Raw genomic sequence first — 15,077 nt, forward strand, 5'->3', positions numbered from 1 at the left:
AAAGATTTAGTAAATTTTGCTACTAAAACTCTACTAAATCCACTTAATTTCTTTCTCTTCCCCAGCTTCCCCAGCCTCCCCAGCCCCCCCAGCTTTGCCACTTCACAAAATCGCGTTGCTCCCATGGGAACCCACAGTTTTAGGTCGGGAATTAAGCGTAATTCTGCCTTACATTGGTAAGAACAAGCATTCTGGCTTTCAAGTGAAATGGAGTACTGATGTAATTGTGCTGCTTCAATACCAGATAGAGTCAGATAACGGTTAATATCTCATGGATTTTTAGTTTCAGGAGTAAATCAAGAAAATTTATTTGCTCCTAACTAATGTATTAAACAACGATCGCCTCTGCCACAGCGCCTTGCATTTTATGCATTGCATCAATCAAACTTTGCAATTGTTGGTCGGCTTTCATTACTGCTAAACCGCGCACTGTGACTTTACCGGGAGAGTAAACAAAACGCGTTTTGAGATGTTCTGGTAAGTTTGCTGCTAATAAATTCCAAGCAGGTTCTTCCATTGGGGTTTCTAAAATGACATGCTGTTTATTTTCTGGTTTAATGCGGCTAAATCCTAACTTTTTCGCTAGCTGTTTAAGTTCCATCACCCGCAACAATTGATTAGCTGGCACTGGTAAAGTACCATAGCGATCGCTCCACTCGGCAGCAATTTGAGTTAATTCTTCTTTCGATTTCACCCCGGCTACTGCACGGTATGCACTCATTTTTTGGTCTAAATCGGGAATGTAATCTGCGGGAATAAATGCTGTGAGGTTGAGGTCAATTTGCGTATCATCAACTTTAGGAATTTCTTGACCGCGAATTTCCCTAATTGACTCTTCCAACATTTGCATATACAAATCAAAACCGATCGCATCCATTTGACCGGATTGTTCTGCACCAAGCAAGTTACCCACACCCCGAATTTCCATATCGCGCATCGCCAACTGATAGCCAGAACCGAGTTGAGTAAATTCTTGAATCGCCCGCAACCTTTGCCTCGCCGCGTCAGATAACGCCCGTTGCTTGGGATAAAATAACCAAGCATGAGCTTGAATCCCTGCACGTCCGACACGACCACGCAATTGATACAGCTGTGATAAACCAAAGCGGTGAGCATCTTCAATTAAAATAGTGTTGACGCGGGGAATATCTAAGCCAGATTCAATAATTGTTGTACATACCAAGATATCTGCATCCCCATTACTGAAAGTCAGCATGGTTGACTCTAATTCGCTTTCATCCATTTGACCGTGGGCGATCGCAAATCTGCCCCCCGGTATCATCTCCCGCAAATTGGCTGTTGTCTCTTCAATGCCCTCAACTCGTGGTACTACATAAAATACCTGTCCGCCTCTGTCTAATTCTTGACGAATAGCACTGCGGATACTTTCTGAGTTCAACGGCGAAAGATGGGTTTTAATTGGTCTTCTGGTGGGGGGTGGTGTAGTAATCAAACTCATTTCCCGAATCCCGGACAAAGACATATATAGGGTACGGGGAATGGGAGTCGCAGACAGGGTAAGCACATCAACTTGAGTTTTTAAGCTTTTAATTTTCTCTTTTTGGTTTACCCCAAATCGCTGTTCTTCATCTACCACCAACAGTCCCAAATCACGAAAAGATACACCTTTACCCAAAAGTTGGTGTGTACCGACAACTATATCTAATTCACCCGCTGCTAGTCGTTTTTGAATATTGCGGCGTTCTTCGGCACTGCGAAAGCGATTGAGTAAGCCAACATTGACAGGGTAAGGAGCAAAGCGTTCTTTGAGGGTGTGATAGTGTTGCTGGGTGAGGATAGTTGTTGGCGCTAAGAGGGCGACTTGTTTACCAGAGGTAACAGCTTTGAAAATAGCGCGAATTGCCACTTCTGTTTTGCCAAAACCAACATCACCGCATACCAAACGATCCATTGGGCGATCGCTTTCCATATCTCGTTTCACATCTTGCACAGCTTTTAGCTGGTCTGTTGTGGGTTGATACGGGAAGGAATCTTCCATTTCCTCTTGCCAAGGCATATCTGGGGGATAGGAAAAACCTTCTTGTTTAGATCTTGCAGCATACAATTTGAGCAAGTCCACCGCCAACTTTTTGATCGCTTTGCGGACTCGGTTCTTGGTATTATCCCAAGCTTTACCAGTCATCTTGTGGAGTTCTGGGGCTTTATCGCCATTGGCGCGGAATCGGGATAAAGAACCAACTTGGTCAGCAGCGACTCTTAGTAAGCCATCAGCATACTGCACTACCAAATAATCACGGGTTTCATTGTTAATAGTCAGACTTTCTAACTTGACAAATTTGCCGATACCGTGGCTTCTGTGAACTACATAATCGCCTGGACGTAGTTTGTTGGGATCAACCTGCTTAGAGGTAGCTTGGCGACGCTTACGAATATAGCCGGGTGTCGCTAGGGAATGTTGCCCATAAAATTCGCGGTCAGTGACGACTACCAAGCGGAACGTCGGGAGGATAAACCCTTCGAGTTCTGCCAAACCAGAATATTTCAGGGCCACTGGTGTATGGTTGATATTTAGCTTATCAATCGCTTGGTAATCACGGGGATTCGGGATAAATTGCGCCGGACAGTCGTGTTCTTGCAATAGAGAAACAGAACGGGAAGGTTGAGCAGAAATCAACCAAATAGAAAAATTGCGATCGCGTTCTTGTCTCAGTGTTTCTGCAAGCTTACCAAATTGGTGTGGCGTAACTGGTACAGACCGACTCGCCAAATTAATGCCGCTATTTTCTTCTGCCAGTTCCGATAAATGTAATGTTTTAAATCTGGCAACATCAACGAGACATTCATCAAAAGACCGATGAATCCGAGGTAATCCACTAACAACTGACAACTGACCACTGACAACTGACCATTGCTCCTCAGCATTTTCTACCCAGCGATCGCTATGAGCATGACATTGTTCTGGTTCGTCAATCGCAATTAGAGTATTTTCGCTTAAATAGTCCAGTAGAGAGGCTGGTTTTTCAAAGGCTAACCCCAAGAAGCGACGGCTACCTTCTAGTAGTCCTGAGTTACCGATGTTAAGCTCTGAATCAGCGTCTAACTCAGCCGTTAAAGCTTGAAACTGAGGATTATTTTGCAGTTTTTCCGCGAAAATGGCAGCGAAGCTAGTAGGAGTTAGAATGATTCGGTCAATTTTGTCAACAGCAGAACGTTGAGTTGCAGGATCAAATTCTCGGATTTTCTCGATTTCGTCGCCAAACCATTCCAGTCGTACTGGCAACTCCGATGAAACTGGGAAAATATCCACAATATCACCACGTCGACTCCATTGTCCTTCTGTTTCCACCAAAGGCACTCGTTCGTACCCCAAAGTCGTGATTTGTTGACTGAAGCCATTAAGGTCAAATTCCATACCTTGCTTCAGGGTAAAGCAAAAGGGTGTAAAGGCTGCTGGGGGTGGTAAATGAGGTTGTAGCGCCCCAGCAGTAGCGACAATGGCCATCTTTGTCAGTTGTCCGTTGTCAGTTGTTTGTTGCAACTCACCACTAACAACTGACCACTGACCACTGACCAAATCAGCCAAAACCTGCATTTGTCCCCAAGTCATTTCCGTTTCGGGGTCAAAAGGTTCGTAAGGAGAGGCTTCGGAGGTGGGATAAAAATGTACAGTTTGCCATCCCATCATTTCTAACTGTGCGTAAACGCGTCCGGCTTCCTCTAGGGTTGGCACTACTACAAATAAATTTTTGCCTGAATTTTGCGCTAATGCCGAAGCCACCAAACCTTTGGGTAAGCGAGAGATGCCATTTAACCGTAAATCTTGCTGCCGATTTAGTTTGGTCAGTAGTTCTGTGCTGAGTGGCGATCGCGCCAAGGCACGCACAATAGAAGAGAATGCCATAAGTTTTACTACAGTGGGAAGTCGTTGCCGATCAAAAAATCTAGAGGCAGTTGCTGTTCACCATTTTAAAAGTGTTAACAGCCCTCTTATTAATTCTGTGAAAGAATAATATTGAACTACTAACAGACTAAAAAACTAAAACTACTACTTTTTGCATACTCAAGGCATTTATAGGAATACCTTTAATACTGGATACTAATGATTAACTCAGTTCGCTCTGATAAGCGGCAATTCTAAGATATGTCCTCCATCACTTTTGAAATTTTAATCATTTTGGTATTAATTATTGCCAACGGCATTTTTTCGATGTCTGAGATGGCGGTTGTTTCGGCACGGAAAGTCAGGCTACAGCAGCTTGCCAATCAAGGAGATGCTAAGGCAAGGGTGGCATTAAAACTAGCTGAGTCTCCAAATCATTTTTTATCCACTATTCAAATAGGTATTTCCCTAATTGGTATCTTAACTGGTGCTTTTGGAGGAGCAACAATTGCCAGTCGCCTAGCAGTCTATGTGAGACTTGTACCGTTTTTAGCACCTTATAGCGAACCTCTCTCCTTCGGGATAGTTGTTCTGATTATCACTTATTTGTCTTTAATTATCGGTGAACTAGTGCCGAAGCGTCTGGCATTAAACAACCCAGAACGGATTGCCGCGGTTGTCGCTATTCCGATGCGGGCTTTAGCGGCGCTTGCTTCCCCAGCAGTACATCTTTTAAGTACTTCTACGGATGTGATAGTGCGAATGTTGGGTATTACTCCCTCTACTGAGCCGCAAGTCACCGAGGAAGAAATTAAAATTTTAATAGAGCAAGGTACTGAAGCAGGAACCTTTGAGGAAGCGGAACAGGATATGGTAGAGCGAGTCTTTCGCCTAGGCGATCGCCCCGCCAACTCTTTTATGACACCCCGCCCTGATATTGTTTGGTTAGACTTAGATGACTCTCCTGAAGAAAACCGCGAAAAGATGGCCGAGAGTTCTTATTCACGGTATCCAGTTTGTCAGGGAGGACTCGACAATGTGTTGGGTGTAATCCCTGTCACCGACTTATTAACCCGGAGTTTCCGGGGTGAACCTCTAGACTTGACTATGGGATTGCGGCAACCTGTGTTTGTGCCAGAAAGCACTCGTGGCTTGAAAGTTTTGGAGATGTTCAAGCAAACCATCACTCATATAGCACTGGTAGTAGATGAATACGGTGTCATTCAAGGGTTAGTTACTCTTAACGACATCATGAGCGAAATCGTAGGTGATGTACCAGCAGGGCCAGGACAAGACGAACCACAAGCTGTACAGCGGGAAGATGGTTCCTGGCTTTTGGATGGGATGTTACCTGTAGAAGAGTTTCTTGAACTTTTCGACATGGAAGAGTGGGAATCTGATGAACGAGGCAGCTACCAAACATTAGGTGGTTTTGTAATTACCCATCTGGGTCGCATCCCCGCCGCCGCAGACCATTTTGAATGGGAAGGTATGCGGATTGAGGTGATGGATATGGATGGCAACCGTGTTGATAAGGTGTTAGTTGTGCCAGCGCCCAGTCAAGTAGTGGATGTGACAACAGCTGAATAACCAAGAGGGGTAAGGGGTAAAGGTTGGTCTGGCTTTTTACCTTTTTCCCTTTCCCTTCTTCATCCTTGATCAATTCTTTGATAAACGTTTAACTTCTTCACCAGCCAACATTTCATGAGCTTTTGCTAGAAACTGGGGGATTTTATCAGCCTGGGGATTTTGGGCAAGACATTGCCGTAACTCTAGTTTATCTAAATGGTCTGCTTTGTTGCCAGGAAACCAGTGGCTACCATTGCCTAAGAGGTTATAACGCATTTTGGCATAGTCTACCAAATCGTACGCGATCGCTAAATTAAATAACCACAAAATCACTTTGATATTTACCTGGCCTGGGATTTCTTCCCAAGGTGGTAAATTAATCTGCCAAGTTTTTACCCAATCTTCTCCTAAAGTGGCGATCGTTTCTGCTTCTAACCTCGCCAAAATTGCAGGTAAAATTTCTGATGAGCGATCCAGTAGTTCTAAAGTTTTCAGGTGTTCATCAAAATCTTGGGGTTTTGCTGCTCCCACACTCAGAGTATGCACTTGTGGATGACTCAGACAAAACAAATCATTAAACACCATCGGACTCAAAGGGGCGCAAAGTTCAACTAACTTTGGCGGCGGATCGTACAGTTTACCCCCTTTATCTGAAGGACTAATAATAAATACTCCCATATCATGATCAGTTGCCGCTGCAATTGCTGCCCAGTTCCATTGATTAATGTAATACCAATGCAGGTTGACATAATCAAATAAATTGGTGTTTATTGCTTGCACAATCACATCTGTAGGGCCGTGGGTAGAAAAACCGATAAATCTAACTTTCCCTTCAGCTTGTAGTTGCTGTGCTACTTCTAAACACCCACCAGGACGGATACTGTAGTCAAAGGATTCTGCGTGGTTAATGCCATGCAATCCCAACAAATCAACATAATCTAGCTGAAGATTTCGCAATGATTGTTCAAATGTCTTGCGGAATTCTTTAGCATCTGCAACAGGACTAACTTTAGTTTGAACAATTAACTGTTCACGGGGAAAATTGGGTAATATTTTCCCTAACTGCATTTCAGAGCTACCATAACCACGGGCGGTTTCAATATGATTAATCCCGACCTCGATTGCCTGGCGGATAGTTGCTTCCAGATTTGCTTGGTTGTCCGCCGGAATTTCTGATGGGGCAACATCTTGCCATTTAAACTGGTATCTCATGCCACCGCAGGAAAATACTGGCATCTGTAATTCTGTGCGTCCAAATCGTCTATATAGCATTAGGGAATTTTGGAATTATTACTCCCCTTCCCTTGTAGGGAAGGGGCTGGGGGTTAGGTCTGTATTCCATGCAATTGAGAAGCTCGATAGTACCCCTCTACCTAAGAAGCATTTTGCAACTCAGCAGTGCGGACTGAAAGCGATTGTGTTTGGCTACCTCGTTGCACTTTCACCTGCAACACTTGACCAAGACGAGTGTCTTCCACAATGTTTTGCAACTGTTCAGCACTGGTGATGGGTCTACCATCAATTTGGACAATGACATCGCCACGTCGAACACCAGCATTAGCGGCTGGAGAATTGGGTATAACTCTGATTACCACTACACCATTAACTTCTGGTATTTGGATCGAGGTGTTGGGATCACTGTTATTTTGCCTTGCCATTTCGGGCGTTAAAGTTACCATTTGCACTCCTAAATAGGGATGAGCAACTTTTCCGTCTCGTTGTAGTTGAGATGCGATCGCTTTTGCTTTATCAATAGGAATAGCAAAACCAATACCCATAGCATCAGCACGAATAGCGGTATTAATCCCAATCACTTCACCTTGATCATTCAATAAGGGGCCGCCAGAGTTACCTGGATTAATTGCAGCGTCGGTTTGAATGAAATCCAAGCGTTTGTCAGAAATACCCACTTGGGCGCTAGAACGTTTGAGAGTGCTGACAATTCCCAAGGTAACGGTATTATCAAAGCCTAAAGGATTACCAACTGCGATCGCCCAGTCTCCTACTTGCACATTCTTAGAAGAACCCAAAGGTGCAACAGGTAAGTCATTACCAGCGTTAATTTTCACAACTGCCAAATCTGTTACTTCATCAATGCCTTTAACTTGACCTTCAAAGGTGCGGCCATCTTTGAGGCGGACTGTCACCTTATCAGCTTTATCAACTACATGGGCATTGGTGAGAACTAATCCACTCTTGTCAATAATGAAACCAGAGCCTAAACCGCGTAATTGCTCAGAAGGCATCTGTTGAGGTAAGTTTTCACCAAAAAATCTACGAAAAAAGGGGTCTTCAAAAAATGGATCAACTCGACGGGATATTGTACGCTCTGTATCAATCCGTACTACTGCCGTGCCAACACGATTTACAGCTGCTGTGACAAAACTAGTGTTACCTATAGCAGCCGCCGCTGGCGATTGCCTTTGGGCAATCAATTCTGGTGTATCCGCAGCCACAGAATTAGGTGCCGGTTCTGCGAGTGAGGGTAACACCCGCAAGGTGCTAACGGTTAGTGCCACTCCTAAAATTATGGCTAATAGATGGGAACTGAGTCGACGTATAGAACGGAATAATTTGGGAAATCGCATAATCACAACCTAAATTTAGAAACCTAGTTGTTGTTTAGTCGTAACAATTTATCTATCTATGGTTATTTTTACAGTTTTGATGACAATCTCTGCCTTGTGATGTGTTGCTGTTTCTCCAATGTTGGAGTTGAGACCTATTGCAAAGTCTCTGTAATTAAAGTAATTGAACATTCAGCGCCGTAGCTATTATGGAGATTTCCCATTGCAAGGTTCGGTTTTTACCATTTTAATGAGGTCAGCTAATCCCCATTCTCTATTACCATTAGTGAACCATTCTCCTCTAGGCTAGGATCTTAAGTATCACCAGTGCCCCAATAAACCATGAATGGATCAAACCGATTAACTCAAGCATCTTTGCCCATAGCCCAGCAAGTAGAAAATTCCCACAGCCATGAGCATACAGATCATACTCATGGACATGGAGAGTCGGTTCATCCTCACGTCCATAGCGAAGAGTCCTTACGGCGAATTGTTAATCGACTATCACGTATAGAAGGACACATCCGCGGTATTAAGACAATGGTGCAGCAAAATAGCCCTTGTCCTGACGTTCTGTTACAAATTGCCGCTGTGCGGGGCGCATTAGATAAGGTAGCAAGAATCGTTTTGGATGAGCATTTAACTGAGTGTATTGCAAGAGCTGCCAAAGAAGGCAATATGGAAGTTGAAATTGCACAGTTGAAAGCCGCTTTAGATCGGTTTCTACCTTAATTCGTCACAACATATTTTTTAGATTATATTTGTAGGCTTTCTTTTCAAATCGTAGGATGCTTGCAACAAGCCGGAATCATAAGTTTTAACTGTCTTCAACTCTAGTGATATTTCTAGATTGGGATCTTTCACAATCAGTGGAATGCCATCTCCTAGAATAATGGGGTGTATGGAGAGAATTAATTCATCAATAAAACCATGTTGCAAAAAATAGTAAATAATTTGTGCGCCTCCAACTAGCCATATATCAGGGCCGCTGGCTTGACGTAGGGTGTTGATAAATTCTTGCCAATTACTCCTCACAAATGTCACGTTTTCATCTGTTTCATTTTCTATAGTTTTGGAGAAAACAAAACCTTTTTTGCCTTTATAGGGATATTCTCCAAAACCCAATAATTGTTGATAGGTTTTACTACCCATAACTACTGTGTCAATTTGGGCAAAGAATTCAGTGTAACCATAGTCTTGATCAGTAAATAGCCAATCCACTTCACCTGATTGCCTAGCAATGTATCCATCAAGACTAGAAGCAATAAACAAAGTGATTTTTCGCATAATTTTCACGAAGATTTTTTAGTTCTTACTGATGGATGAACATTATGCGATCGCCCATACTTATAGATATGGTCAATTAAATGCCAATTATTTGAGTTTTTGAGTTGGTAGATTCTGTTCTAACCACTGAATAACCTGATGGCCAAGGCGAGTACCATCTAATCGGTCGATTTCACGAATTCCAGTAGGACTAGTGACATTCACTTCGGTAAGGTAGCCACCGATTACGTCAATACCCACAAAAATTAAGCCGTCTTTACGTAATTTTACGGCTAATTGGGTACAGATTTCAGACTCTCTTGAGGTGATTTTGGTTTGAGCGACTGTACCACCTGTGGCCATGTTATTACGAAAATCACTGCCACTAGAAAGGCGATTAAGGGCACCAATTGGTTCACCATCGAGTAAAATAATTCGCTTATCTCCCTCTTTTGCCTCTGTGAGATAAGTTTGCACCATTACTGGCACTCGACCTTGAAGGGTACTAAGTTCAATTATGGAGTTGAAATTGCGATCGCCTGATTGTAGAACTAAAATTCCTTCCCCAGCTTTATTACCTAGTGGCTTGAGAATAGTCATTCCCTTAGCTTCAACAAATTGCCTAATAACTTGCTTATCGGCACTGACTATCGTTTCTGGAATTGCATCGGTAAACTGGAGGGCATACATTTTTTCGTTTGCCCCTCGAATACCACTAGGACTGTTAATTACTAAAGTTTTGTTTTGGTCAACGTAATCTAGAATGTAGGTAGCATAAAGGTATGAGTCATTGACTGGTGGATCTGTTCGCATGAACACAGCATCCATTGTTTCCAGAGGAGTTAAGGAACGTTCACTTAACTTATACCAAGGATTCGCCGCTACCCACTGCCCTTCCATCAACTGTATTGGTACAAGTTCCACCTGCTGTAATATAGCCCAAGCATTGCCATTTGCCACACTCAGCAGGTTTGCTTGAGTCACCCAAATTTCATGTCCTAGAGCTTGTGCTGCTTCCATCAGTGCAACACTAGTATCATGACATGGGTCGAGTTGATGGATAGGATCAATAATAAAAGCCAGTTTCACGCTTTTCGCCTCAATCACCAGGGAATTCTGAATTATTCAATTTAGATTATCTCCTGATGTTCAGACCGATTCACAATTGCTTTTATAGAAAAAAGCACAATCCTCATATTTTTTCAGCCTACACGTTGCTAGCAGCTAGTAGCTCATCTAGCTTACCTTGACTGTCTAATGCGTGGATATCATCACAACCACCAATATGCTCGTCGTTGATAAAAATTTGTGGTACAGAGCGTCTTCCATTAGATCTTTCAGCCATTTTATCTCGTGCTGCTTCGTCTCCATCAACACTGTATTCGGTAAATTCAACTCCCTTCTGCTTGAGCAAACCTTTGGCACGAATACAAAATGGGCAAGTCCTCCAAGTGTAAATTTCTACTTTGGCAGCCATAACATCCTCAATTTGGTTTAATACTTCTTAATTTTAGATCTTTGCTCTTGACCATAGCGGCTTATCCAGTTTTTTTTAACTGTAGAAATGGCTCAGTATAGTTGTAAAAAATAAAAATTACTCCCTTCTTGGCTTTCAACTACCAAAATCTTGTCGGCTGAGTTTCGTTTCTCAGTTCAACTCATTCAGTAATTGTGGCTTAGGAAAGAAGTATCAATAGTCTATCGATTCTTAAATTTTGTCTACAACTGGAATCTTGATTATATTTTATGTTTTTGCATCCTGTAATTTAACAAATTGACAGTATTGCAGTTATAAAAATTGGGTCAGAAGTATTTATTCACCTCTAAGCCCATGTTTGATTTCTATGAAAATTCAGCAGTATTTTTTAAGCCTGTGGAATATCTTTTTTGTTTTTCTTGTTCAATCTGAATGTACCCATAGCTAATAAGCCTAAAGCCGCTACTGTACCAGGTTCGGGTACTTGTACAGGTGGAGATTTAGGGGGAGCAGGTGGTGTATAGTAAGTCGGAGGTAATGGTGCAGGCGCTGGTGCTGGTGCTGGTGCTGGTGCTGGTGCTGGTGCAGGCGCAGGTGCTGGTGTTGGTGCTGGTGCTGGTGCAGGCGCAGGTGCAGGTGCTGGTGCAGGTGCTGGTGCTGGTGCTGGTGCTGGTGCTGGTGTTGGTGCTGGTGCTGGCGCTGGTGCAGGTGCTGGTGCTGGTGCAGGTGCTGGTGTGGATACACCTGCAAGTTTGCTACTTCCTTCACGACTGGAACCAGGAAGCCCTACACTTGTTGCACGCAAGCCGAAGTCTTGATTGAAAAACTGATCGAGGGTTAAGGCTGCTGTAGCGTGAGAAAGGACAAATGTTGCTGTTTGAAAGTCGTCTTTACCACCCTTTAAACCGTTTGTACCAATTTCTACACCGTATTCAAATGTATGTGTATTTCCATCACCGTTGAGATTGGCTGAACCGACACTTCCAAGCTGTCCACTGGTGCTATATGCAGTTGTTGTTACGCCCACACCTGCTACTTGGAGACCAGATAGAAGCGCATTATCCTTAATGTTAAAGAAGACTCCGCGGATATCGCCAATATTTTTGTAAGTTGAGTCTGTTAAAAACTCTACTTTAAACTGAACTTTTCCAGCACCCGCAACTGTGTCATCAAGAGTATATTTAATTTGCAGCGGATTGCCTGTAAAGTTAGTAGCAGTGAAACTCATTGAGGCGGCATTAGCAGGGTTGAAGGAAGATGTAGCTACAGCTACACCCGCAGCCACTAATAGGGAATATCCCAGCCGAATAGAAAATGCTTTTGCCATAGGTGATGTACTAAATAATAGCCGTTCCCTGCGGAACTATTTGTTAATTGCAAATCCAATTGTGTACTTGTATTTGCTAAACGTCTGCTATTTTTCAGCGTTTTATTCATATCTTTATTTATTGGTTTTTTTATATAAATAATCGTTGAATTAATAGTATAAATACTGAGATCAAGTAGTTGGATTGGGAACTCACAATCTCAGAAATGTGGTTCCCTATGTTTGAGTAATTGAGAAGACTATAGCCAAGGGCGGCTAATTGTTTCTAACCCCGTAATTTCATCATCGTTTAATCTCCAACCCAAAGCACCTGCATTCTGACGCACATGTTCGGCTGTTTTCACCCCAGCAATGGGAATAACGTTCCCCTGAGCAATCAACCAATTGAGCGCAACTTGAGCCGGGGTGCGATCGTATTTTTCTCCTAAACTGCGTAGTAAAGATATTACTGGTACAATTTTCTGTAAACCTTCTTTCTTAAACCGTGAGTCTATCTTCCTAGCACCGCTAGGAATTTCAGCGCCTTCAGGGGTATATTTGCCTGTGAGCAATCCCTGAGCTAGGGGACTATATGCCAAAATAGTTACACCCAGATCACGAGCAGTTGTCAGAATACCTTTGCTTTCAATTTGGCGACTGAGTAAAGAATAACGTACCTGGTTCACAGCCAAAGGTACTCCACGGGCTGCCAATATTTGATGTGCGTCTCGCATTTGTTCTGCTGAGTAATTACTCACACCTATTGCAGCAATTCTGCCTCGCTTCACTTCATCTGCAAGGGCATTCATTAAAGTTTCTTGGCTTAAAAAGAAGGCAAACGGCCAATGCACTTGGTATAAGGCTATTTGTTTTACTTGTAGACGTTTAAGGCTATCAGTTAAAGCATCAGCAACAGACTGACTCGTGAATCGCCACGGTAAAGGGCCAAATTTCGTGGCAATTTGCACAGGCTTTTGTGCTTGCTGCATAAATTGCCCTAAAAATTGTTCACTCTTTCCCATTCCGTAAACTTCAGCAGTATCGAAGAAGGTAATACCAGCTTCTAAGGCTGCTGTAAAAGCTGCTTGCAATTGTTCTGGGCCGTAGCGATCGCCATAGTTCCAAAATAGTTTATCACCCCAAGCCCAAGTGCCTATGCAAAGGGGTGTAACAGCTGGACCATTTTGCCCTAATGTGACGGTTTCCATGTTGGCAAAATTTAATTTGTTTACATTTCTTTACCTTTCTAGTGTAGCGTTTCAAATAAAGAGCTATTGTACTTAATTAGTACTCACTCATAGAGTCATTTAGTATCACCAAATTTCTTATACTCCCTAATATACTTAAAAGGAAAAGGGATTACGGTACCAGGGCGAACGCATCTTATTTACTAATAAAAAGTAAGAAAGATTTCAAAATGACATAAATAATTGAAGAAATTGAGTCAATTATAAACAAAACAAATTAAATATTTGCTCAATTTGTGAATTAACTTATCTTCAACTAGACGGTTATTCATTCTTACTAAAAATATCCACTTATGGGGTAAATAAAAGCATATTTATTGAGAGAATAAATAAACCTTTCATATAAAACATTCAATTCAAGTTTTGATATACTGTTTTAAGCTAACGCTAAAACACTTAATAAATAGTTATTATTCATCGCGGCGAGAAACTGTCTATTTTTGATTCCTCGTTTGACTCGCTTCTCTTTACCTAAAAGATTGACAGCAATTTGCCGTAATACCGCAAAATTCTGTGGAGCATTGTCTTTCCTAATCCGGCAGTCATCTTCTTTTAAAGCAACATCCAACACCCAATGTAATGAGTTTTCTATACCCCAATGGCTGCGAACAGCATTAGAAAATTCTTCAGCATTCTTGATAAGGCTACTAATGAAATAACGAGTTTCGACTGTTGTTTTACCATCCGATAAGCGAATGGACTCTACCATCCCAACACTGCTAAACTTTGATCACGCTGAATCTGGATCAAGTTGTGACCCAATTCCAGTTAACATTACGTAATTGCGAATTTCATGACGACCATGCCCTGTTTCTTCTGTTTTATGTGTGCTATGCTCAATTCCTTCAAAACTCATGCTTATCCCTGTTCTAAATAGTTTTTCAACTGAGTCATAAAGATTACCTTGGTTCTTTTTTAATGTGATTACATAATCTGCTGATTGCTGTGTAATTAACTTCACAATCTCTTTCTGGCAACCGATTGCATCAATCGTCACGATACATCCAGATAGCTCTAATACCTTTAATAATTCGGGAATTGCTGTAATTTCATTTGATTTTTTATCTCCTTTTACCTGTCCCAAAACTAATTTATTTGTAGTTGCCCAAGCACTTACCATTTGGATTGCACAAGAGTCATGACTCTTATCATACGAGCCACATACAGTTTTTCCGTCAATTGCAACTACTTCACCCGAAGTTATTTTCTGTATTGATTTCATCCAGTTTAAGAAACATGACTGAAATTCCTGTGGATCTAACTGTGCAAATACTCTTGCAAAAGTATCGTGTGATGGTATCCCATTTGGTAGCTCCAAAAATGTTTTTAACCACTCATACTTCGCACATCCATATGTTTCAATTGCTACCCAACTGTCCGCCCCACATATCACCGCACAAATGGCAATAGTCAAGATATCAATGGGAGCATCCCAGTTTTTTGCAAAGAAGGTGAAAATCAGTCAGGATAAGTAAGACGAGTGCATTTACCTAGCAATGACCCCAGAACAACAGCAAGCTCTTCAAGAACATATTCAGGCAATCTCTAAAATATTGTACGAAGATACGTCAAAAGAAAAGCTCACAAACCTTGCAGGAATTGAAGAGGCAGTGCGAAGTCAAATGCAGAAGCACGTCACGCCAGAAGTAGGGGTTTTTTTATCGAAACAGTTACAGACACAAGAGCAGGGTATAAACGAAGACTAAAAAGCGAATGTCACGAAGATAAGCTGGGGAGGCTGGGGGAGTAAAGAGTAATCATTAGTAATTTTTACTACTACGATATCCTTGAATACACTACTTTC

Annotated in this window: 10 protein-coding genes and 2 pseudogenes; 3 read left to right on the forward strand and 9 right to left on the reverse strand. The window is 42.2% G+C overall.

Features of this window, described 5'->3' with window-relative positions; genetic code table 11:
* Window positions 1-328: 328 nt before the first annotated feature.
* Window positions 329-3,862, reverse strand: coding sequence for a transcription-repair coupling factor (mfd, locus tag I8751_RS16530; RefSeq protein ID WP_214440228.1), 3,534 nt, complete (start codon window positions 3,860-3,862; stop codon window positions 329-331).
* 240 nt (window positions 3,863-4,102) lie between these two features.
* On the opposite strand from mfd, the gene I8751_RS16535 reads away from it, so the two are divergent.
* Window positions 4,103-5,431, forward strand: coding sequence for a hemolysin family protein (locus I8751_RS16535; RefSeq protein WP_214440229.1), 1,329 nt, complete (start codon window positions 4,103-4,105; stop codon window positions 5,429-5,431).
* Between the two features lie 69 nt (window positions 5,432-5,500).
* On the opposite strand, the gene I8751_RS16540 is transcribed toward I8751_RS16535, so the two are convergent.
* Window positions 5,501-6,682 carry an aldo/keto reductase gene (locus I8751_RS16540; RefSeq protein WP_214440230.1) on the reverse strand — a complete coding sequence of 394 codons (1,182 nt, stop codon included), beginning with the start codon at window positions 6,680-6,682 and terminating at the stop codon, window positions 5,501-5,503.
* Window positions 6,683-6,783: 101 nt separating this feature from the next.
* On the reverse strand, window positions 6,784-7,998 hold the full coding sequence (locus tag I8751_RS16545; RefSeq protein WP_214440231.1) for an HhoA/HhoB/HtrA family serine endopeptidase: 1,215 nt from the start codon (window positions 7,996-7,998) through the stop codon (window positions 6,784-6,786).
* A 321-nt stretch (window positions 7,999-8,319) separates the two neighbouring features.
* Between I8751_RS16545 and I8751_RS16550 the strand changes: the two genes are divergently transcribed.
* Entirely contained in the window at window positions 8,320-8,709 is a 390-nt protein-coding gene (locus I8751_RS16550; RefSeq protein WP_214440232.1) for a metal-sensing transcriptional repressor, read from the forward strand.
* A gap of 18 nt (window positions 8,710-8,727) precedes the next feature.
* On the opposite strand, the gene I8751_RS16555 is transcribed toward I8751_RS16550, so the two are convergent.
* The 6 genes and pseudogenes from I8751_RS16555 to I8751_RS29695 form a co-directional block, all read right to left on the reverse strand.
* Window positions 8,728-9,264, reverse strand: a complete 537-nt coding sequence (locus I8751_RS16555) for a dihydrofolate reductase family protein (RefSeq protein ID WP_214440233.1) — start codon at window positions 9,262-9,264, stop codon at window positions 8,728-8,730.
* Between the two features lie 87 nt (window positions 9,265-9,351).
* Window positions 9,352-10,332, reverse strand: coding sequence for a glutathione synthase (gene gshB / locus I8751_RS16560; protein ID WP_214440234.1), 981 nt, complete (start codon window positions 10,330-10,332; stop codon window positions 9,352-9,354).
* 118 nt (window positions 10,333-10,450) lie between these two features.
* Entirely contained in the window at window positions 10,451-10,720 is a 270-nt protein-coding gene (gene grxC / locus I8751_RS16565) for a glutaredoxin 3 (RefSeq protein WP_214440235.1), read from the reverse strand.
* 388 nt (window positions 10,721-11,108) lie between these two features.
* On the reverse strand, window positions 11,109-12,047 hold the full coding sequence (locus I8751_RS29690) for a PEP-CTERM sorting domain-containing protein (RefSeq protein WP_225894195.1): 939 nt from the start codon (window positions 12,045-12,047) through the stop codon (window positions 11,109-11,111).
* 239 nt (window positions 12,048-12,286) lie between these two features.
* Window positions 12,287-13,234 carry an aldo/keto reductase gene (locus I8751_RS16575; protein WP_214440236.1) on the reverse strand — a complete coding sequence of 316 codons (948 nt, stop codon included), beginning with the start codon at window positions 13,232-13,234 and terminating at the stop codon, window positions 12,287-12,289.
* A gap of 415 nt (window positions 13,235-13,649) precedes the next feature.
* A pseudogene (locus I8751_RS29695) lies at window positions 13,650-14,696 on the reverse strand (ISAs1 family transposase); the annotation flags it as partial.
* Window positions 14,697-14,769: 73 nt separating this feature from the next.
* Between I8751_RS29695 and I8751_RS16590 the strand changes: the two are divergent.
* Window positions 14,770-14,984, forward strand: a pseudogene (locus I8751_RS16590) (ISKra4 family transposase); the annotation flags it as partial.
* Window positions 14,985-15,077 lie beyond the last annotated feature (93 nt).

Source organism: Atlanticothrix silvestris CENA357, assembly GCF_016056295.1.
In the GTDB taxonomy this organism is placed as follows: Bacteria; Cyanobacteriota; Cyanobacteriia; order Cyanobacteriales; family Nostocaceae; genus Atlanticothrix; species Atlanticothrix silvestris.